At 55.5% G+C, this 18856-nt stretch carries 23 protein-coding genes; 17 read left to right on the forward strand and 6 right to left on the reverse strand.

Annotated features, from left to right (window positions below; genetic code table 11):
* The first annotated feature begins 19 nt into the window (after positions 1–19).
* From ACLCGK_RS01195 to ACLCGK_RS01210, 4 genes are all read left to right on the forward strand, one after another.
* Positions 20–1546 carry a hypothetical protein gene (locus ACLCGK_RS01195; RefSeq protein ID WP_410950944.1) on the forward strand — a complete coding sequence of 509 codons (1527 nt, stop codon included), beginning with the start codon at positions 20–22 and terminating at the stop codon, positions 1544–1546.
* Between the two features lie 5 nt (positions 1547–1551).
* Positions 1552–2865 carry a hypothetical protein gene (locus ACLCGK_RS01200; protein WP_410950945.1) on the forward strand — a complete coding sequence of 438 codons (1314 nt, stop codon included), beginning with the start codon at positions 1552–1554 and terminating at the stop codon, positions 2863–2865.
* Positions 2855–3373 (forward strand): hypothetical protein, encoded by a 519-nt coding sequence (locus ACLCGK_RS01205; RefSeq protein ID WP_410950946.1) that lies wholly within the window; start codon positions 2855–2857, stop codon positions 3371–3373. The genes ACLCGK_RS01200 and ACLCGK_RS01205 overlap by 11 nt, the downstream gene beginning before the upstream one ends.
* 406 nt (positions 3374–3779) lie before the next feature.
* Positions 3780–4451, forward strand: coding sequence for a hypothetical protein (locus ACLCGK_RS01210; protein ID WP_410950947.1), 672 nt, complete (start codon positions 3780–3782; stop codon positions 4449–4451).
* An 81-nt stretch (positions 4452–4532) separates the two neighbouring features.
* Here ACLCGK_RS01210 and ACLCGK_RS01215 read toward each other — a convergent pair whose 3' ends face one another.
* Positions 4533–4913 carry a hypothetical protein gene (locus ACLCGK_RS01215; RefSeq protein WP_156675935.1) on the reverse strand — a complete coding sequence of 127 codons (381 nt, stop codon included), beginning with the start codon at positions 4911–4913 and terminating at the stop codon, positions 4533–4535.
* 349 nt (positions 4914–5262) lie between these two features.
* Here ACLCGK_RS01215 and ACLCGK_RS01220 point away from each other — a divergent pair, with 349 nt between their 5' ends.
* The 3 genes from ACLCGK_RS01220 to ACLCGK_RS01230 all read left to right on the forward strand — a co-directional run bounded on the left by ACLCGK_RS01220 (position 5263) and on the right by ACLCGK_RS01230 (position 8475).
* On the forward strand, positions 5263–6255 hold the full coding sequence (locus ACLCGK_RS01220) for a hypothetical protein (RefSeq protein WP_410950948.1): 993 nt from the start codon (positions 5263–5265) through the stop codon (positions 6253–6255).
* 126 nt (positions 6256–6381) lie between these two features.
* A complete protein-coding gene (locus ACLCGK_RS01225) occupies positions 6382–7824 on the forward strand; it encodes a hypothetical protein (RefSeq protein WP_410950949.1) in 1443 nt (480 codons plus the stop codon).
* A gap of 237 nt (positions 7825–8061) precedes the next feature.
* Entirely contained in the window at positions 8062–8475 is a 414-nt protein-coding gene (locus tag ACLCGK_RS01230; protein WP_410950950.1) for a hypothetical protein, read from the forward strand.
* A 407-nt stretch (positions 8476–8882) separates the two neighbouring features.
* Here ACLCGK_RS01230 and ACLCGK_RS01235 read toward each other — a convergent pair whose 3' ends face one another.
* Positions 8883–9461 (reverse strand): hypothetical protein, encoded by a 579-nt coding sequence (locus tag ACLCGK_RS01235; protein WP_410950951.1) that lies wholly within the window; start codon positions 9459–9461, stop codon positions 8883–8885.
* Between the two features lie 30 nt (positions 9462–9491).
* Between ACLCGK_RS01235 and ACLCGK_RS01240 the strand changes: the two genes are divergently transcribed.
* From ACLCGK_RS01240 to ACLCGK_RS01260, 5 genes are all read left to right on the forward strand, one after another.
* Positions 9492–9890 carry a hypothetical protein gene (locus ACLCGK_RS01240; protein WP_410950952.1) on the forward strand — a complete coding sequence of 133 codons (399 nt, stop codon included), beginning with the start codon at positions 9492–9494 and terminating at the stop codon, positions 9888–9890.
* A 3-nt stretch (positions 9891–9893) separates the two neighbouring features.
* Positions 9894–10202 (forward strand): hypothetical protein, encoded by a 309-nt coding sequence (locus tag ACLCGK_RS01245; RefSeq protein WP_056799046.1) that lies wholly within the window; start codon positions 9894–9896, stop codon positions 10200–10202.
* Between the two features lie 105 nt (positions 10203–10307).
* Positions 10308–11633, forward strand: a complete 1326-nt coding sequence (locus ACLCGK_RS01250) for a hypothetical protein (RefSeq protein ID WP_410950953.1) — start codon at positions 10308–10310, stop codon at positions 11631–11633.
* A 13-nt stretch (positions 11634–11646) separates the two neighbouring features.
* A complete protein-coding gene (locus ACLCGK_RS01255; RefSeq protein WP_410950954.1) occupies positions 11647–11859 on the forward strand; it encodes a hypothetical protein in 213 nt (70 codons plus the stop codon).
* A gap of 68 nt (positions 11860–11927) precedes the next feature.
* A complete protein-coding gene (locus ACLCGK_RS01260) occupies positions 11928–12224 on the forward strand; it encodes a hypothetical protein (RefSeq protein WP_410950955.1) in 297 nt (98 codons plus the stop codon).
* A gap of 13 nt (positions 12225–12237) precedes the next feature.
* Here ACLCGK_RS01260 and ACLCGK_RS01265 read toward each other — a convergent pair whose 3' ends face one another.
* Together ACLCGK_RS01265 and ACLCGK_RS01270 are read right to left on the reverse strand one after the other, a co-directional pair.
* Positions 12238–12639, reverse strand: a complete 402-nt coding sequence (locus tag ACLCGK_RS01265) for a hypothetical protein (RefSeq protein ID WP_410950956.1) — start codon at positions 12637–12639, stop codon at positions 12238–12240.
* Positions 12617–12955 carry a hypothetical protein gene (locus ACLCGK_RS01270; protein WP_056799061.1) on the reverse strand — a complete coding sequence of 113 codons (339 nt, stop codon included), beginning with the start codon at positions 12953–12955 and terminating at the stop codon, positions 12617–12619. Before ACLCGK_RS01270 ends, ACLCGK_RS01265 begins: the two co-directional genes overlap by 23 nt.
* 183 nt (positions 12956–13138) lie before the next feature.
* Between ACLCGK_RS01270 and ACLCGK_RS01275 the strand changes: the two genes are divergently transcribed.
* From ACLCGK_RS01275 to ACLCGK_RS01285, 3 genes are all read left to right on the forward strand, one after another.
* The gene (locus ACLCGK_RS01275) at positions 13139–13900 is read left to right on the forward strand and encodes a prepilin peptidase (protein ID WP_056799064.1); all 762 of its coding nucleotides are present in this window, start codon (positions 13139–13141) and stop codon (positions 13898–13900) included.
* Between the two features lie 9 nt (positions 13901–13909).
* Positions 13910–14104, forward strand: a complete 195-nt coding sequence (locus ACLCGK_RS01280) for a hypothetical protein (protein WP_056799067.1) — start codon at positions 13910–13912, stop codon at positions 14102–14104.
* A gap of 263 nt (positions 14105–14367) precedes the next feature.
* The gene (locus ACLCGK_RS01285; RefSeq protein ID WP_410950957.1) at positions 14368–15138 is read left to right on the forward strand and encodes a hypothetical protein; all 771 of its coding nucleotides are present in this window, start codon (positions 14368–14370) and stop codon (positions 15136–15138) included.
* A gap of 84 nt (positions 15139–15222) precedes the next feature.
* On the opposite strand, the gene ACLCGK_RS01290 is transcribed toward ACLCGK_RS01285, so the two are convergent.
* Both ACLCGK_RS01290 and ACLCGK_RS01295 read right to left on the reverse strand, forming a co-directional pair.
* Positions 15223–15630, reverse strand: a complete 408-nt coding sequence (locus ACLCGK_RS01290; protein WP_410950958.1) for a hypothetical protein — start codon at positions 15628–15630, stop codon at positions 15223–15225.
* A 126-nt stretch (positions 15631–15756) separates the two neighbouring features.
* The gene (locus tag ACLCGK_RS01295; RefSeq protein ID WP_410950959.1) at positions 15757–17238 is read right to left on the reverse strand and encodes a hypothetical protein; all 1482 of its coding nucleotides are present in this window, start codon (positions 17236–17238) and stop codon (positions 15757–15759) included.
* A 568-nt stretch (positions 17239–17806) separates the two neighbouring features.
* On the opposite strand from ACLCGK_RS01295, the gene ACLCGK_RS01300 reads away from it, so the two are divergent.
* Both ACLCGK_RS01300 and ACLCGK_RS01305 read left to right on the forward strand, forming a co-directional pair.
* Positions 17807–18136: a hypothetical protein gene (locus tag ACLCGK_RS01300; protein WP_056799079.1), complete on the forward strand. Its 330-nt coding sequence runs from the start codon at positions 17807–17809 to the stop codon at positions 18134–18136.
* A gap of 21 nt (positions 18137–18157) precedes the next feature.
* Positions 18158–18607 carry a hypothetical protein gene (locus ACLCGK_RS01305; protein ID WP_410950960.1) on the forward strand — a complete coding sequence of 150 codons (450 nt, stop codon included), beginning with the start codon at positions 18158–18160 and terminating at the stop codon, positions 18605–18607.
* Positions 18608–18856 lie beyond the last annotated feature (249 nt).

Below are 18856 nucleotides of genomic sequence, written 5' to 3' on the forward strand. Positions count from 1 at the left end.
ACTTTGGAGAATGGTCAAAATGAGGAGCCTGTTTTCGCAAGACCTGCTGAATGGGCTGTCCACCCAGGAGCAGGTGCGGGCACAAGACATCTGCAGCGCGATCAACCAATTCATTGATGACCAGGGTGCCAGCCTTAGCGCGTATCCAGACTTGGTCAGCTTCGTGCGGGGAAACTTGTTCGAGCCCTATGTGCAAGCACACCTGGCAAACCCCCGGCGTATCCCTTTCTTCCAGATGGCCATCGAAGGGGCGTTCATCAAAGACATCAATTTTATTCATGCTTACTGTGCTTCAGGCGGAAATCTTTCAGCGTTTGCCAACTCCGAGCTGGATACCGTGGACGTGGTGGATGTCATTGGCAGGGCCATTTACCATGGCATCCACGCAGTCACCGCATGGTTTGTCCATGATACGCCGCTGGAAGCGCGCTTCAAGGCCATCAGCTTGCTGGTCTCTGTCCTGCCCCGATCAATCCAAACCTTGGAGCAGGACATGTATCAGTACGGTGGGGTATGCTCGCCTCGTCCGGATCTGCTCTGGATTGCCCATGATTCACTGCATCACGCTCTTTACGGCGAGCTGCTTCCACCTGACATCAATCCCAGTCAGCTGACGGCGGCTGAACGACACCAGCTGGTGGTGCTGGGTAGCCATGATGACGTCCTGTTCGAACAGGCGCTGACCAAACTGCACCAGGTGATTGCGTTCAAGTGGGATGATGCCGAAGTGCGCCGTGATCATACGCAGCATGTGATTGCGTTGAGTATCTACGACCCGGTATTCCTGATGATCAATCAAGGGTTGCCGGCCAACGCCATTGCCAGCCTCGTGCGTGCACGGGCGCCCCTGGTGCTCAGGCGCCATGTGCGTACAGAACAGATGGAGGCCACGGTCAACCAAGTGTTGTATAACGCGTTGTCGATCAGCCCTGACCACCTGCGAGAAGTTTTTGGTGAAGGCAGCAGCTGGGTGCCTGAGGCTGATGCTCATCCGATCTTTGCCAAGGGGCCCGTTCTGGCATTTGCCGGCCATAACGCTGTGGAGATACAGGCGTCCCTTGAGTATTTCACCGCACACTATGGCTCTGTCGTGAAGCGCCAGCTAGCGCAGCGTGTGCACCACGATGCGCCGTTGGTCGAGGCATTGATCCACGCCGGGCATGGGCATTTGCAGGCCCTGGATGAGGTGCTGGAAACTCAATCATTGTCGACGCAATCTTCTATCAAGGCAATCAAGGCAATCGGTGCCCACCCAGGCGCCTGGAGCCACTATCAGCCAACCAGTGTGATCAACCTGTTCGAGCCGATCCTGCAACTGCAGGGGCGCAACCTCATGGGCGCCCCGTATGCCCCGCTATTCCAGGGTGCGATGGCCGCCCATCACCACTTCAAGACCAGCGTGATAGAGGCCTTAGCCAATCAGGTGGATATCTCCTTGGTCGACCTCAGGTTTTTGGGGCTGGTGACTTCAGATATTCCAGGTCTGACTGACCGTCTGCGGGCCAGCGATTTAGAATCCATCCTTCAATCAGAGTTGGGGCTATAACACCGATGTTCAACTTCATCAAGCCAAAGCCCGTGGACTACCTCGGCAGCCTGATCGCCGGAGAAGATCCGGTGGCTTGGGCGTTTCGTGCCCTGACACAGCCCAAACGCAAAGCTGATCTCCAGCACCTGGTTGATCTACTCGGCTACCAGGAAGCTGCAGAAATCATCCAGGAAGTGCTCGCCGATGAGGGTCGTCAGAAGGCCATTCGCCGGGACTATCGCGAGAATGACCTGGAGTACCACTTTCTGCCCGAAACCCTGCGGGCGCTCCTGGCCTTTCGGTTTTTCTGCGGTGGGCTGGCCGAGGCGGCGCACAGCCTGGTCGATTCCATTGCAACCACGGCCCCGCTGGAAGACAGGCCGCTGATTGAAATCTACTTCATGATGGAAAACCACAGCACCAGTGGCGCTATGCTGGCGCGAGTGGCCAAAGATCCAGACCTGTTGCTGCAGATGGAAGAGACGTTGAAAACCATGAGGCAGGCGGTGCAACAGGCCCCTAGACCCGCCAAGTCGGAGGCGGAGCAGTATGGCGAAATCGCTAAACGCATTGGCTACTTTGCGCCCTCCCCGAACTTTCAGTCAGGCGTGGAGCTGATGGAAATCATTGCCCGCTCCCCCCTTGCCATCCCGTCGTTAAGGGATGCTGCGCTGGTCATTTATGTCCTCGACCCAGGTAGGGCCCTGAAGAACAACCTGGCGGTGTTGAAAGCACTGAACGAAAACCCCGATCCGTCGATTGTCTATGGGCATATTCCACACGTGCCTGCAAACACTTATCTAAAGCTGATCGAGCAGTTCACGGTGTACAGCGACGAAAGCGAAAATAATACGCTGCTCAAGGGGATTCGAGATTTTGCCAGCCGCTACCTGGATCAGTATCCAGAATCTTACCCTGCCTTAAAGACCCCCGCCAGCTTGGACAAAATCGCCGCCACGGCTGAGCGCGTGGTGGGCATGTACTTTTCGCCGCTTCAATTCAATATGATGATTGAACTGACCCGCGCCCTAACCCCTGATCTGAAACCGATGGCGCAGCCGCAGGAAAAGCCCCTGCCACGACTGATGGCCCTGTCCCCCCTGATGACCCTGGACTACACCAACCGATCGGACGGTACCAATCTGCGGGAGGCTTTGAAGGCGTATGCCGCCACGATTGTCGCCTATTACCAACTGCAGCCCCGAAAGCTTGCCGCCAGGGTCAATGATCCAGATTCTGCCATGCTGGTCGGCGCACTGATCGATGACGACCTAGTGAAAAACGCGGGTAAAGACACCCTGCTGACGTGGAAACTGGAGGCCGATCTTGGTCTTTGACTCCAAAAGCGCTCCTTGCGTTACCCGCCTTCCGCCACGGGTGGCACAGCGAGGCAATGGTGATTGCGGCATCGCCGCCCTGGCAGGTATCGCGGGCACTGGCTACGAGCAGGCTCAGGCGATTTTTGATCGACTGGGCTATGGTGGGCCCAGGCCTAACCGCTCGGGGTATGGCACGAACTACAAGGAGCTGCGGGCGGCCCTGACCATAGCGGGCCTCGACACCCGTTTGGGCAAGTGGCGGGACTGGGATTGCCTGCCGGCGCTGGCCATCTTGAAGGTGGGAGGTTGTGGTGAACATGTCAGCCCGCGTGATTGGCACTGGGTGATCGCGGCCCGACACCCCCAGCTGGGTCTCGCAGTGATTGATGGCAACTGGCCTGGCGAGTGTGTGCAGCACCCTGCCGATGGGCGAGCCAGCACACTACACATGCTCTACCAGCCACATGGCAGCTATATAGAGATCACCCAGGGATCGCCATTTCTGGAGGCCCTAGCGGATCAATAAGGTAAAGGTTCCGGTGCCTTACAGCGATCGGTGTATACTCTTACCACCCCCCAATTCAGGAGCACTGCCCATGAACTCTGAAAAACAGTCTGCGCCGTCTACCCCTGCGAATCCTGCTTGCCTAACGCACAAGGGGGTCAATCCAAAACCTCGGCAGGGGCGCAAGCGATGATTGATTATTTGGCCCAAAAAGCGGCGCAAGACCCCCAGTCGCCTGTCCGATAGGCGATATCCAATGCAAAAGGCCCCTTCAGGGGCTTTTTTGTGCGTCGGCGGCGGCGGATGATTGCTAGCAACGGCAGTTAACCTGGGTCTCCCAATTTTCAGGTTTATTGGTTAGCGGGGTTTTCACAGACCCAATTCCAATGGTGTAATGCAAAAACACCCATCTGCCGGAAACTGCCTGATGAATACCACTGATTTTGTAAAGCTGCGCTCAACCATTCGCGCTAGCCTGACGGATATGGCGAAAGAAGATCCCCAGTACAATCGCGTCTTGGAACTCATGGAGCTGGCCGCCCACTACCACAGCGGCACGCGTAAGGATGGGGTAACTCCTGAGTTTTACCATCAGCTCAGCATTCTCGGTGTCGCCATCACCCAGCACCTCAACCTCACCTCGCCGGCATCGGTCTACCTGGCGATCCTGGCGCACGACCTGGTCGAGGATTTTCCCGAAAGCAAAGCGGTTCTGCAGGCGCAATTCCCAGAGGTGGTCACCTACAGCGTCAGGCTGTCCAAATACCGTGATGGGGTGGAAATTTCCAAAGAACAGTATTTCCAGGAAATGGCGCACTGCCCTGTCGCCTCGGTAGCGAAATTGATCGACAGGCTCCACAACCTGTCCACCATGACAGGCGTGTTTTCCAATGAAAAAATGCTCGCCTACGCTAAAGAAGTGGATGATTATTTCCTGCCGATGGCCAAGACTGCCCGCAAGCTGTTCCCTGAGCAGAAGTCCTTTTACGAACTGGCAAAATCCATGTTGATTGACCAGGTGCGCATGGTGAACTTCTTCGTCCCGCAATTGATGGCCCGCACCAAAAAGCTGGTTAATGAGCCATCGCCGGGCATGTGAGGATGTCAGTCCGGTCTATAAAACGGCATTATAATGCTGATTTTCAGCGAAGCGCAAAAGAATTATGCACTATAATGCCGATTAGCTGACGTTATGCAGGCCAATGAACTGGATTTGCCGCGATCGCCAGGCCAACCAGTCCTCCTTAGTAAACCCCAGTGCAGCCAATCCCCCGGATCCGTTGGCGCATCCCATACAGCCGCAGAGCCCCCCCGAACACCACCGCGAACGGTAGAACTCGTTCATGAAGCTAATCACGTAATCGAATTGCCAGGCCCGATCACCTTCGAGCATTTCAATTGAAGACTCACCGGCCACGCCAGGGCCCATCATGCCTGGGTACTGATCAAGCAAGGCCTTCATGGACTGCGCATCCGACTGACTGAAGAAGCGGCGATTACCCTGCTGGGAAATCACTTCGAAAATGGGTAGTGGTGAAGGATGTTGCACAGAATCTGACATACGACAGGCCTCCATGAGGTCAATAGGTAGGCAAGCAGTCTAGCCGCTCCGTCGAAATCTATCAATATTTTGATAAATCACAAATCAGGCAATACTTTTATATTGCCTATATAACTTTATTGCCATTTTGCAAAACGCTTTTGTTTTATTAGTGTTTGGACAGTGTTATTGAACAAACTGCGTTGCAGGGCTATATTCCACTAACAACAATAAAAATAATTAAATAGCTCTGATCGTCAGTATTCACGGTTTTGCATAAAATCAACCGATGCCTGGATTATCACATATTCCATCATCTTGACGTGCAGGGTGAATCTGGCCAGCAGGCTTTGGCAAGGCAGACTCACTCATGCTATCCCTCAAACGCAACGACCTGGAATTTACCACTGTGGACGGACTGGCCTGCAGCCTCAACGTTTACGATCCAGTGCCTCACGGGCCAGACGCAGGCCTCGTGCGGCTGCTGATTGAAGCGTCGGGTGATGAATATCAGGCGATGGTTGAACAGGCCCAGTACTCGCAGAAGTTTCTCGGCAAATTTGTCACCCATTTCCGGTTTTGCCCAAACTGGCGCAGCCATTTTAAAGTGCCGCACGAACAGATAGCGCAACGCGAGGTCGTGTTGACTACTGGGATTGTCCTGATGATTGATGCTCGGATTGCCAGCTATGTGCAAGCCCTGTGTGATCAAGGCTACATTGTTCTCGAAGCCCGCCAGGGATCTGACCACCCGTTGGGCGCCCCAGCCTTCATCAAGTTTGCGGACACCGTGCCTGCCGACCTTGAGACGGTTTGGAATGCCCTCGGCTGGTACAACCTGGATAACTCGGTTATTCCAACCCTCTCCAGAGGCTGGGCACATGAATTCAACCACATGTTCCTGCTGATCCTGGATGACTGGGCTGCAAATGATCTTGACTTGACGGCGCGTCGCTATCAGCTCGACCGGGTGCCAATCCCCTACATCCCTGAATGGCCCAAGCTGCCAAGGGCGGCGCTGTTGGAGCAGGAGCGCTTGGTGCGCAAGGAAGTTGCCCGCCTGAACAGGCTCGATGCCCGCGCAACCTTCGAAGACCTGGTGGGTCTTGCGAGCGGGCGGGACACCCATACGCTAAAGCCCCTTGCCGAGCTGCAGCGGGCACTGGCCGACGATCCCGTGCTGCCCTTTCTAGAGCGAAGGATCAGGGAGCCGGCTGCTTTAGCCAGGGGGCTGCGCTGGCACCTGCGAGGACTGGCCCCAGACCTCATTCTGCGCAAAATTGAAGTGGAAGAAGCACTTAATCGCCGGGATGAATTGCGTCGCCAGCAGATGACGCGTGATCGCCTGGCCAAAATGGAATGATCGACAACCAATGCCCACCTGTCCCGGAACTGAAACGGCGGCGTGCAGGAAAGCAATGCCGCTTGCAATATACGATTAACACGATATAGTGCGGAACAGTCATTCAGCCACCCGGAGTCCGCCTTCATGTCTCAAGCCAGCGATCAGGTCGCTCCTGTTCAAAAAATCGTGGTAGTCGATGAGTATTGGCGGACATTGGGTGGAAATCACCAGCTTGAGCGAGCGCTGCTACGATTGCCTGGCGTACCCAACGCACGCTACCTGGTGCGGGGTGAGCAGGTGTTCGTGTTCAATCGGCTGCTTGAGCAAGTGCGGGAGCAGGCTGTCGATCCGGAAACCTCGCCGGAGGCGGTCATGGCATTGATGGTCAAATCCTGGGTTGACCCTGTTATTGCTGTCAGTCAGTACCAAGTAGTGCCGATCGGATATGTCGTCGAACGCATTGAGGGGGGCTTCTGTGTGCAGCATGACGCGCTGGAAGCTCGTATTCCAGCACTGTTCTTAAGCCCCGTCGATGCGCAACGGGCTTTGGCCGATATCCTGATCGGGCGGTCGATCGCCAGCACAGGCGACTTTCAGTACGATGGCCAATGGCTGCAATTCAACGCGCCACTGACCCTGGATTTGCCTGCAAAGCCGGCGTTTGCTGTCAACGCCTCCCGGCAGGAATGCCCCAGTGATTTGAGCTCGGCCCGATTTGAACCTGGCTTGAGCGCTTTCAATCAGGAGTTGTACAGCGCGGTAGCTACCCTTACCCGTGATTGGGAGGCAGAGCGTAATGCACTTCTGAATCTCCCTGACTCAGACCTGCCTGCTATCTGGGCTTTGCTTGTAACCCGCGAGCTGCCGAAACCCGACTTCACGACCGACCTTCAAGCGCCAGAGAGCGCGGAAGAAAATGCCGAAGCGCTAAAGCTGGTGGCCATGTACCCCGAACTGTCACATCTGCCCCAACAGCAGGTGTACGATCACTTTTACAGCTTCATGAGCGACCGCCTGCACCACCTGGATGTCGAGGCGGTACGTGACGAAGAATTTGCGTTGTACCTGCTCGGTACGCAAGTGCACCCGGAACAATACGCAGATCTGTCCGTGGCTCGCGGCGCCTATGCCTGGCACGCCCTCCAGCGAGCTGATAGTTGGGAGCGAGCATGTGAATTCGCCATGGACTGTGAAGCTTATAATGAAGCGCTTTCGGCGCTGCGTGGCCGCGTAAGCAGCGCGATGCGCGTGCTGCACAACAGGCGTACTCGCCAGGAGGAGCTGGCGCTGCTCCAGCCACCCATTTCAGGGGTCACTGCCATTGGCTCGCCCCTGGACGTTCTTGACCGCCTGCTGCGTGTGGGCCGCAAGCACCAACTCAGCACTTGCGTATCTGCGCAGCCATGGCCCGAAACACCCGGTGCAGCAGCTGAAGAAATGCCTAATTCCACTGGCCCTGACCTATCCCCTGGTATCGGCGCTGACAGGCTTTGTCTGGATGTCGGGTCGCACACCTGCGACTTTGTCCCGCTGGGGCCAGCGCTCAGTGAACGACCAGCAGTAGACAACAACCCAATATCTATGTAAAGTGATCATCAAGGTGCCCCACGAATCAATCAAGGCGCCTTTAAAAAAAACCAGCTTTTTGTAAAACCTTCGGCCAGTATCAGACAACCCCGGCACCGAGCTGCCGAGAGCCTGGTGCAAGCGTTGATGAGAATGCAAGACCAGGCCACCCCAAGGCCCTGGAAAACGCTCAGACACCCACGACCGGGCCGTTGGCATCGTCCCGAAGACACCTCAAATGTTCTACCGGAGCTAACCATGTTGATTGTCGAACCAGGTCGTTTTTCCCTGATGGACGATGACGAGTTGGTGGATGGTGTCTACATTACCATCCAGCGAGCACGCATGCAGCACGCGTTAGCCAACCTACACCTCGTTCCGTCTAAAGAGACCGTGGCGCTGGCCGCCGAGCACATTGCTGCCGAAACCGGGATCATCCTCAGTGCCGAGCAGCTTGTGCAGATACTGTCCCTGTACCCCGTCGAGCGCGCCAAATTGGCTGAGTATGGCTGGGGGGATACCGAGGTGTCCGATTTGCTGATGACGGTGCTGGCCGATTTTATCGCAGGTACGCGCTGGCCAGAGTTTCGCGACCAGATAAACATTGATCGGTTTGTCGGAAAACTTCGTTGCGCTGCCCGTGGCATGGGTTTCAGCCTTCGAAGCGCATAGTCGATCCTGCTAGGCCGCCTGGCTGACGGGAATGCTCCAGGAGCTTGTGCCTACCCCTTTTTCTAAACCGTCTGCTGTGGTGATGCCACCGAGGCTATCGACGGCGTGGTGTTCAAATTCTAAACCACCTGAAAGGTGGTAAGGCAATTGCCATGGGCTGGCACATCCGCCTCGCACTTCTAAGCCGCCTGCTGGCGGGGAGATGCGTCGCGGGTGGAGGCCTGCTCCAAGTTCATTTCTAAGCCGCCGATAAGGCGGTGATGGATATAACTGACCTCGAACAGCCTGACCTTCCCCGCCCCTAAAGCAGGGATAACCAGTCCGTTGTAGGCGGTTACAGTGGATAGTGCGCCTCAAAGGGGTATTAAAGAACGTCATGCAACGAGTCGTGGAGCAAGCCTGAGCCCTCACGCACGCATGGCAAAGGTCAGGCCACTGACGCAGCCGGACAGTGCATCTTGAACAACCTGGTTGAGACTTTTGTTGTGGCGCAATGCATGGGCTTCCAACCGCCGTAGCAACTCCCGATCCACATCCACGTCCACATCAACCCCCTGATCCTCAATACCCGCGTACAGATCGGATTGGGCGTGGCGCACGGCCCTCTGGTCATCATCATTCAGCAGGTGCCACAGGGACTTGGTCATGTCGATGGCCCTGGACAGTCCCACGTAGAACTCTGTTTTCTGGGCTTCGCGATCATGAAGCAAGGAGTCCATGCGGGCCAGGTCATCAGCGCGGGTGGCGCCTGCTGGAAATTTCTTAAGGATGGCGACCACAGTCGCCAGCGCCTGATTGAGGTCAACTTTCACAACAAAATCCCGGTCTATGGCCACGCTGGGCTGCTTGTTATTCAGGAATTGTCCCTGAAAAAGCGAGCCATAACAAGTATGGCGCATATTGATACAGCACCCAGTTTCAAGCAGCTGTTTGCAAGCAAACAAAGCTATCGACTCCCCCTTCCATTTCCCGCATGGACGGGTCATGATCAAGACCTTACTCAGCGGAACCCCATCATGAAGCGACAGCACAAACGCCCTTGCCGAGAATGTCCCTGGAAAGTGCAGAGCGCTCGCGGCTGGCTGGGGGGCTCCACACCCCTTGAGTTTCTGCAGACCTCGGAAGCTGAGCAACGCATGCCGTGCCATATGCACGTGGACTACGAACGTGCCGACTGGGAAGCGCAGGCGGCCCAGGCACCACAGTGCGCAGGGAGGGCCATTCACTTCGCCAACCGCTGTAAGTTACCCCGCGACCCCGCCTTGCTCAGGCTGCCCGCCGACCGCGACGGGGTCATCACCCAGGCGCAGGACTTCATTGATCATCACACGCTCGGCGATGAACCTGCGCCGAAAATCATGATCATGCATCAGCTCGTGACCGTGCTGAAAGATGCTGAGGTTGAACAGGAGTAGGCCATGCTTACCATCGCTGAAGCCCAGGCCGTCGAAGTGCTCTTTGGTCGGTACCAGAAACTGATCGCCAGTCACATGGCCGAGCTCCAGGACTTGCCGGAAAAATGTCGCGGCGAGCACCTCTCTCGACTGTGTGCGGAAGCCATGCAAAATGCGCATCGCTACCCTTTCGACAAGTTGTCGCGCTGGATGGGTTTTGTCCAGGGTGTGCTGGCGGTCAAAGGCCTGGTCGATGTGGATGAGGAGCGGGAGTTCTCTCGACCCTATCTGCATGCCTTGCACCAGGGGCCCATCCCAACTTTTTCCGGCTAGCACCCAGGGCCGTGGCCCAGAGCGCTGCTAAAAGCAATTACCGTTGGCATTGGGTCGCCAGCAAGGGCTAGGATGAAACTATATCCCGACCGAACACTGCCCCTCATGACCGCCAGAACATTTCATTGCTCTCCACAAGCCCGTGAGCTGGGCGAAGCATGCGCCAGTATCAACGAGGTGGTCAGCCAATACCGCCAAGCCTTTCAGCTTCGCAAGAATCATGACAAGAATCACCTTTTGCAGGGCCAGGCCTTTGCCGATCGGTGCCTCGCTGCAGTGCTTGAGGCGGCCAACCTGTTTGGAGATGAACAGAGCATCTGCAGTGTGATGGCCGACCTCAACACGGCATTCCCTGGGGCCGGGAGTGGCTACCTGGCGGCATTGGGTCTCAGTTGTGGCCTGGATCATGTCCAGCAACCCCGGATCCTGGAAAGGGTGACCGAAGTAGCTCGATCCATGGGCAGTTCGCTCATCGCGAGCCAGGCCCGTGAAGGCTACCATTCGAAGTACTGCGCCAGCCGGCAATTTCCAACTGAGGCGACGTGGAGCGATCAGACCCTCGGATATCTGCTGCTCAATGGCCCCGAATGCCTGCTGTACAACAGCAAGCTCAATCACCAGCAGAACTTTGTCGGCATGCTGGACTTCTATTCCTTGATCAGCGCTGACGCCGACAACCACCAGGAATTCAGCAAAGCGGTTGCAACGTTTGAGGCGTTATTGAAAAACGGCAATTTCCCGGTCGTCGATGCGCACTGCCGCGCCCTGCGCCAGTTGGTGATGGGCAGTGTCTTGACCAGCATCGTGGAGTGCAATGAGATCGCGCAGAATCTGGGCGGCAACCTGGAAAATCGATCGGTCAGTGTGGGCGCGTTTAACCAGGATTTACTCACCTTGAGCCTGAATCCAGACTATCTAGCCGTTGCCGTTGGCCCCGACATATTGCAAGGCTATCGAGAAAGCCATGGGTTTGCTGGCGATGATTTGCCCCCTTTCGAAGTATTCACCCACCGCGATCAAAAAGACCCGAAAGTCCTCAAGGGACTGTCCGACAAACTCGCGGCGCTGGCCGATTTTCTGGGCAAACACATTCCCCAGGGGGATTTGTTCCTGGGCGCCATGATTCTGGACATCCCGGTTGGCGAAGCGCTTCGTCTCAAGCAAGCGCACGGCAGCGATGAAATGTGGCTACACCGCAAACTGATGGGACTGGTCGATAAGCGAATCGACTACAAGGACATGGACAAGGCCATTGTGTACCTCAAAGCCTTGCTGATGGCGGCCACGACTGAGCAACTGCTACAGGTGTGCAATCATCACGATGCGGCGCGGGTATTCGCTTACCAGGTCACTGGCAACTACGCTATACTCAACAACATGGAAAATGAGCATTTACTCGCCAATATCCTCCAGAGCGATATTGGTCTCTAGGAGCACGAAGATTGTGAAAACCACCAAAACCCCATTTCTGAACGCCCTGGCCCAGAATATCCGCGCCGAATATGACCATGTCGATCGCCAGCGTAAAACCCTGCCGCCGTTGTCGGACGCGCCCATCAAGGCGTTGTGGCAATCGTTCAAACGCGGGGCGACTGAAGCACCACGCCTGTTCTTTGCGCCGCTGACAGGGGTGGTGAAGACGCTGAGCAAAGCCTGAGGGCTGGCGGCGGACAGGTCGCTGCACAGAGCGTACAACGCCGCCCCATTCTGAAATACGGAGCCCTTGTGTCGATTTCCAGCGAGCGCCAGCAAGCCATCATCGAGGTTGAAAAATCCAGGGTGTTTTCTCTCCCCATTAGCATGCGGGAAAAAATCGGCGCGCTCGCCAGCTTTTGCGGGATTCAATATGTCGAGACGAATCTCGATCGGTTGGCGACTGTGATCACCCGGCTGTCGGGAGACGAGGTTGAGCTGGATGAAACTGAGCGCCTGGTCATTTCGCTGAAAAGAGCCGGGGTTTTAAACAAGCACGAAGCACTCGCGCTGATTGGCCTGCATATAGTCGAAAAGCGGACACCCTGATCCGCTTTCACCTTCAGAATACATCGCGACCGAGCTGATAAGCCACTTCCTGCCGACCCAATGGCACGCTGTCCATGCGCTTCACGTACAGGTGTTTTTCACCGCCATCCAGGAACGAGATGCGCACCATTAGGCAATTCATGGCTCGGATCACATCCCTTTTCGCCTGCGGGATGAAGTGCAAACCCAGGATGATGATCCAGAAGAACAGTGAGGCCAGAGTGAGCCAGCTTTGACTCACCCAGGCCATCAAGCTCAAGATGCCGAAGCCAAGAATTCCCCAGGTCAGCACAGTTTTCAGCAACTTGTTGGCCTCAGCCAGTTTGAGTGCACTGGCATCCACATCCAGAAACCGCTCCAGCTGGGTCGTGGCAGGTGCCAGAAGGCAGTCCCTAGCGACTTGGGATGTGCGCATCGTCGAACACCTCTTTGATTCTGCTGCGGTAGCCGTTGAGGTCTGCCAGCTGAACGGTATTCGCGATGCACGTGGACTCCGGCTCTCCGTCATCCCGCACGCAAAACAGGTAGGCTTTCAAAATCCGATCGTGGTATTCGGACTTCGAGCGCAGCTCTTCAATTTTGGCATAGCGCTCATGCTGCTGGTGACGCTGGACGGCGTCTTGCGCCCACTGCCCCACCAGAAAGCCCAGGATGAGGATGACCAGCAAGATTCGGGTGCGCCGCTCCCGCCAAAACACAGTAAAGCCCGACGCGGTGGTCTTCTGATTCATGGTCTGAATTCTTCGTGTGGATGCCTTGATGATAGAGCACAGAACGCCATTCGGTCAATTTACGAATAAAGCGTGCTTTTGCCTTCTCAAGCGAGGCTAAATGCTCTAGCATTTCTGCCACATTCATGGGGTGTGCAGGCCGCTGCCTGCCCGTTGCAGCGTGTAGTGACGACAAGGAGCGCGATGATCAACATTCCAATTCCCCTGCTCTGGGGGCTCGCCGCGCTGGCCGCGTTAACGGCGGGTCGAGGGATCAGTGTGCTGGCCCCGGCACTGGTGCGTTTCCTGGAAGCGCGTTGGCAGCTCGAAATGGCCGATGAAGCGGGCTGCAAAGTCATGAGCCGCAGGTTGCCCGGCGCTCTGCCTGCGCTGTGGGCGCAACGCCGGCAAGCACGCTTGCTGATCCCCTTGCTGGATCAACGCCGCCATCACCTGGCTTGGGAAATCACGGCACTGGCAGCTTCTCTGGTAGCCCTGGCGCACGGCGGGATGACCCTGGAAGGCTGGGTGGCCGTGGGAGTGACCTGGGCCCTGCTGGCCCTGATCCACACTGACCTGAGTGATTTTCTGCTGCTCGACTGCATGGTGTACCCATTGCTATGGGCAGGGCTTCTCTGGCGCGCTTCAGGGCATGGTGACGCCATTGAGGGTATCTACGGCGCCTTCTTCGCTTACGCGGCATTATGGGGCGTGGCAGAGGGCTATGGGGCGATGCGCGGCATGAAGATGATGGGCAATGGTGACTTCAAGCTTGCCGCAGCGCTCGGGGCCTGGCTTGGCTGGCAAGCACTGCCGCTGCTGTTCCTGATAGCCTGTGTTCTGGCGCTGTTGCTGGCGCTTTTGCTCACAAAAACCCGTCGATCTTCGCTGGGAAATCCGCTACCCTTTGGGCCTGCGCTGGCTGTGGCAGGGTGGTTTCTGCTCCTGCTTCAATTTACTGCATAGGACGATGACATGACCTTGGCGAAACGCTCCCTCCCGACACCGCCTGCAGGCTACGAGCTCGTCTTTGATGGCAATGTGCGCAAGGGTGATCTGGCCCACAGTGACACCGACGAATGGAATCCACCGGGCAAACATGATTTCACTTGCATCGGCAAACGCGTCCAAAGCTATTACGCCGTTGCACGCCCGATGCAAGATGGGTAATCAGGTCGATTAATCATGCGGACTTTCCTCCAGTCAACCTAATGCATAGCGTGTCCTTATTTGTTGGCCGTGGGTGAGAATGTGGGCGCTCAATGCGGATGAGTTACTGCGCGAGGCCAGGTTGGTAGTTGACTGAGATACTGCTCACCGGTCGCGTATTAGGAATAATTCACAAACGCTTATTGACTTTATTGCTTCCAAACTCTGAAAATCAAGCGTGTATTTGGGCCCAAATTCTATCACACATTCCTCCGGACATTTGCATGAAAACAGTCAAATTTTGCTTCTTGCTTGCCACTATGCTCCTTGCCAGCCCTTTGACGCATGCAAACAACATCATCCGAATGAACGCCCCAGTTCAGGCTGGAAAAGCTGCGCAACCGAGTGGTAACTGGGTGCCCTGGGAAAGTATTGTGAGTGATTGGGTCAATGCCGGAGCTCTGCTCGCCTGTTCGAACTGGAGCCCCCTGGCGGACACAATTGATCAGGGCACTCCCTTCAAACAAACCGCCACAGATTGCCAGCAGCCCCAAGAGCGCACTGTTCAGGCTACAGAAAAAAATGAGAAAACCCTTGTTGTTCGCAATGTTGGTGAGCCCGCAATTGAAACCCGCAATATTGCAGCCACGTCAACGCGAGACAGCGTAGGTACGAAGGCTTACACCAATGCTCAATATGTGGTCACAATCGCACAGGTCGACACCCAGTGGGGTTACATGCCCAACGGGAACGCCGGGAAGCTCATCAGCAGCACTGATCCTGCGCATGTACTTAACTATGCCTCTCTCGGCTATGGTGGGCGGGTACTCATAGGCTTCGAGGATCGCAACCAGAATTCGGCTGCGCTATTCTCATCAATCAAGATCGATATGGTCGATGCTGCTGGCAACATTTTCTATTCCATCTCAAGCAGCAATATTGTCAACGACTACCCATACTCGCCTTTCTATGTGGGCTGGAATCATAGCGCCACCGACTACGCCAGTGCCAAACTAGCCAAGCGCTACATCGTTACTGTCGAGTTCAAAAAGTAAAGCTTGGCTACTCATCCCCAGGTGAAACGATGCCTGGGGATTTACGCTTCTGCCATCACAAAGCTCTGACCCTGACCCGCCAATTCAGAAACCTTTCCCAATGTCTCCAGTTTCCGAATGCGCGCCCCCTTTGATTACCTGGGCGGTAATGTCGCCGGACATCGTGCTGACATCGCCAAGAATATTGCCAGCCACATGAACATCACCGCTCATGGTTTTGACCTTCTTCGCCCCGCCCTGCACCCGAACATCACCGGATTGTGTGGAGATGGAATTGGCATCCCCATTTACCACCACGGTGATAAGGCCTACCAACGAACCTTCTTGCCGCACTCCGTCGACCACCACATTGCCGTTGCCGCTGACGGAAACGTTGCGACCATGATAGGTCTTGCCATTGATCGTCACCGAGGAATTGCCGGTGACAATAGTGGTGTCCGCGTGGGACGTCAGGGGCAGCAGCGCCAGCAGCGCTGCAAATAGCTTTTTCATTGATCTTCCTTACCGGGTGATTGAAGTAAATTCAGCCATAGCCTACTTGGATATCTGGGTCACCAATCTAACAGCGCCCCACTCTACCTGACAAGTCATGCGCCAGAACAATTTAGGCCTAATGCGTCACAACCCCAGCTCGTGACTCAGCAGGTCTGCCTGCATGACTTGATCGGCCAGAAACGCCTCCTGCCTTAGCAGTAACCCGGCATCCACATCCATGCTTGCCGCCAATTGTGAGACGCGATTACTGCTCACCCCTGCTGCAGGGAGAGAAGACAAGATCTCGACCACTTCAGGCATCAAGTGGGGTCGCTGCTGCAGGAGTTTCTTGCCTGAATGCATCGAGTAGCCCAGCAGGCTTGAGTGTTCCAGCACTGCTTTTATGTGGTATTCGATCAGGGCTAGGTAGGCATCGTCGGTAAAAGCAGGGCTTTGCCGCTCGATATCCGCCCAACGGTAGGCAACCGATTCGGTAAAGAGCTTGCGCTGCTCAATTAGAAGCTGCAAAGCCATCTCATCACCGGGCTTAGTCAGGAACTCCATGCTGCGAACCGCAGCTGTCCTGCTCAGGTGGCTGTCGTATAAGTCGAGGAAGGCCGCGCCAACATAGTCTTCAATGAGACGACTGCGCTCCATAACGCAGTTGATATCGGCAAAAGTGCCCTGCGGGCCCGCCAGGGTTCTCACCAGACTGCTCACCCGAGGATTATTTACCAGAAGCGGGCTTCGGCCCCAGAGCTCATCGCCCGTGGCGGAAAGCTCGGTTGCCAGGCGTGGGTAGGCATTCAAACCATTCACTAGCATTTGCCGAAACAGTTGCCGCCGATCAAACTCCTTGTAGCCGTAGTGCGAAAGCAAGGTCATTGCACCAGGCCTCAACCTTTGGGCAATTTGTGCCACCGTCCACCCTTTCATCTGCAGGGTGACCATTGGGTTGTAGACAATCAGGTCGATAATGCGCTCAAGGCCGTTCGAGGAAAGCAAGGAGGGTGGCTCTACCAGTCCACGCACACCAGTTTCGATATCCCTGATAGCAGGGTCTCGATCGGCACATAGGATCCGGTTCAAGGAATTGGGCTTGATCTCCACTTTATTCCATTGCTTGGGAATTTTGCAGTCACTCGCCTCAGCCAGCGCTCCGAGGGCTTGGCTCGCCAAGATGAGTTGTCCTGCCAACCATGGTTGGTTGTCGGCCAGTGTGTATACCTGGCTGCTGGGATAGCCGCAATAACTGGATATCCTGTCAGCCAGACATGCCACTGCCTTACTGCGCAGGGTCTCGTCCTGGAAATTGATCCGACGCACCAGGCTAGTCAGGCCGCGTTCCATCACCTGCTCGTTCAAATCAAACAAGCTCGAATCACCGAAGTCCTCCGCCATCACCATCCAGAACACATCGAAATCAGTGGTATCCATGGCATACGCAGCCACAAACTCCAGGTTTTCTGCACTGATCAGGAGCTCGACATCATCGCCCAAAGCGGTATTTAGGATGGCCGGCAGAAAATAGCTGTGACCTACGGCGGCGGCAAAACAATCGCAAACAATTGGATCCAATCCTCTGCGCGCAATCTCGGCCTCGCAGGCATCTTTGAGCTTGGCCAAAATGGGCTGTAGGTGCGGTGAAAACGCAGTCTGGGGTACAGATTTGAATAGAGAATGCATTGGCAAGGCTACTCATAGGATCTGACGCCCGACGAATCAATCTGGGCGGTAGAGGATTCACGATTATTGATAGTATTGCTCAAGCCAAGTCTGGTTGACTACTGGCGGTTGAGGTTAAAAAAGGCAATTCAAGTGCTCTGGCAGCCGTCTTGAATCAAGATCACTGCGAGTGTTTACCAGTCGCATTTGAGGTAGAAGTCCTTAAGATGGCTACTATCCATGCAACTTGCTGGCTTTTTGCCCTCAGTTGACATTTGTTATCATGGGAAATAGTCTGGTAGAGATCGAAGCGCCCATGGCAATTACTGCAAATACAGCCTCTTAGGGACGAATGAATGTATGGAATCGAGTTTTTCGAGAACTGCCGAAGGCGGGGCTCGGCTCGCTGGTTGAAGCAGGGCCGCCATATCAACGGAAGAAATCTGTAAGGAGGGGTAACCCTCGGACAAAGGACGAAACGCCAAGAGACCACAGTACCAATGATCTAGTCGCAAAAGGGGTCATCTCCATGACCGTTGAAGCAGCACAAAAAAAACCACATCTACCTAAGGCCCACCCTGCCCGCTTCTTCTTGACTGCCGGTGCAATCGATCGATTGCAAGACGCAACCATCGCCAACATCGCTGAACTGACGGGCCTGCAGCGCTCGAAAATTGCGTTTTACATTGATCAGCTGATCAATGATTATGAGATGCAAATCGACAAGATCGGCGAGAACTACTTCACCTACGCCATTCGCTCCTGGGGCCGATTGTTGAATCCCGAGGGCGTGCGCAGCTACCTGTGTGACTACCTGGACGGCAAGGTGCCCTCCCCGCTGCCCATCCGCAAGGCCTAATCGATCCAACAAGGAGTTACCATGAGCTACGAGATCTATCCTTACACAGCTGCTGAGAAATCCTTGGTTGAAGGCTGCGCCTTGCTGAGCGATCTACTGCTCCCCATTGATGAGCGCGCCATTGAGGATTCGGAAGACCTTTTTGAGCAGATCCGGCATCACTTCGGCGAAGCGCTTTCAGCGCTGGAACACCATGCGATTGAGATCGAGCAAGTGGGCACTGAAAACACAGACGAAGGGGAGTTCCCAGTGCTTCGGGAAAAGGTGCGCGACCCCCAACTCAAGGAAGCTTTCGATACCCTCAAAGGACACCTGAATGGCCTTGAGTCAATTCAGAGTGTCCCAGATCTGCTGACGGGAGACACCGTCTTGTTGGTGATAGAAGGTTACAGGGAGCATTTCGCAGCGCAGCTTGCCAAGGAAAAAACAGCCATTCTGTCAGAGCCCTCTCTGGATCCAGAATGGGCCTGACGGCAATAGTGCTCTCTGTCGTTCTGAGTGGCGAGAGCAAATACTCCCCCGAGGGTTTTCTTCTGCTGTAAGTTTGTTTGATGCGATCAAGGCTGGATGCATCGGACATCGCAATCTTCCAAGGCATTTGCGCAATACAGGCAGCGGCGCTCCTAGGCGTGTGACGTGAAGGATCCGTAAAGACCTGGGGGATCATTGCACTTACCGCAAGGGCAATGCCAGTGATCAGGCCGTGCAAAAAGACGATCA

The organism is Pseudomonas sp. S1(2024) (genome assembly GCF_046557535.1).

Bases quoted from the DNA above. Each gene is read 5' to 3' on its own strand.
- ACLCGK_RS01195 (WP_410950944.1), top strand. From the start codon at position 20: ATGAGGAGCCTGTTTTCGCAAGACCTGCTGAATGGGCTGTCCACCCAG.
- ACLCGK_RS01200 (WP_410950945.1), top strand. From the start codon at position 1,552: ATGTTCAACTTCATCAAGCCAAAGCCCGTGGACTACCTCGGCAGCCTG.
- ACLCGK_RS01210 (WP_410950947.1), top strand. From the start codon at position 3,780: ATGAATACCACTGATTTTGTAAAGCTGCGCTCAACCATTCGCGCTAGC.
- ACLCGK_RS01215 (WP_156675935.1), bottom strand. From the start codon at position 4,913: ATGTCAGATTCTGTGCAACATCCTTCACCACTACCCATTTTCGAAGTG.
- ACLCGK_RS01220 (WP_410950948.1), top strand. From the start codon at position 5,263: ATGCTATCCCTCAAACGCAACGACCTGGAATTTACCACTGTGGACGGA.
- ACLCGK_RS01225 (WP_410950949.1), top strand. From the start codon at position 6,382: ATGTCTCAAGCCAGCGATCAGGTCGCTCCTGTTCAAAAAATCGTGGTA.
- ACLCGK_RS01230 (WP_410950950.1), top strand. From the start codon at position 8,062: ATGTTGATTGTCGAACCAGGTCGTTTTTCCCTGATGGACGATGACGAG.
- ACLCGK_RS01235 (WP_410950951.1), bottom strand. From the start codon at position 9,461: ATGACCCGTCCATGCGGGAAATGGAAGGGGGAGTCGATAGCTTTGTTT.
- ACLCGK_RS01240 (WP_410950952.1), top strand. From the start codon at position 9,492: ATGAAGCGACAGCACAAACGCCCTTGCCGAGAATGTCCCTGGAAAGTG.
- ACLCGK_RS01245 (WP_056799046.1), top strand. From the start codon at position 9,894: ATGCTTACCATCGCTGAAGCCCAGGCCGTCGAAGTGCTCTTTGGTCGG.
- ACLCGK_RS01250 (WP_410950953.1), top strand. From the start codon at position 10,308: ATGACCGCCAGAACATTTCATTGCTCTCCACAAGCCCGTGAGCTGGGC.
- ACLCGK_RS01265 (WP_410950956.1), bottom strand. From the start codon at position 12,639: ATGCGCACATCCCAAGTCGCTAGGGACTGCCTTCTGGCACCTGCCACG.
- ACLCGK_RS01270 (WP_056799061.1), bottom strand. From the start codon at position 12,955: ATGAATCAGAAGACCACCGCGTCGGGCTTTACTGTGTTTTGGCGGGAG.
- ACLCGK_RS01275 (WP_056799064.1), top strand. From the start codon at position 13,139: ATGATCAACATTCCAATTCCCCTGCTCTGGGGGCTCGCCGCGCTGGCC.
- ACLCGK_RS01280 (WP_056799067.1), top strand. From the start codon at position 13,910: ATGACCTTGGCGAAACGCTCCCTCCCGACACCGCCTGCAGGCTACGAG.
- ACLCGK_RS01285 (WP_410950957.1), top strand. From the start codon at position 14,368: ATGAAAACAGTCAAATTTTGCTTCTTGCTTGCCACTATGCTCCTTGCC.
- ACLCGK_RS01290 (WP_410950958.1), bottom strand. From the start codon at position 15,630: ATGAAAAAGCTATTTGCAGCGCTGCTGGCGCTGCTGCCCCTGACGTCC.
- ACLCGK_RS01300 (WP_056799079.1), top strand. From the start codon at position 17,807: ATGACCGTTGAAGCAGCACAAAAAAAACCACATCTACCTAAGGCCCAC.
- ACLCGK_RS01305 (WP_410950960.1), top strand. From the start codon at position 18,158: ATGAGCTACGAGATCTATCCTTACACAGCTGCTGAGAAATCCTTGGTT.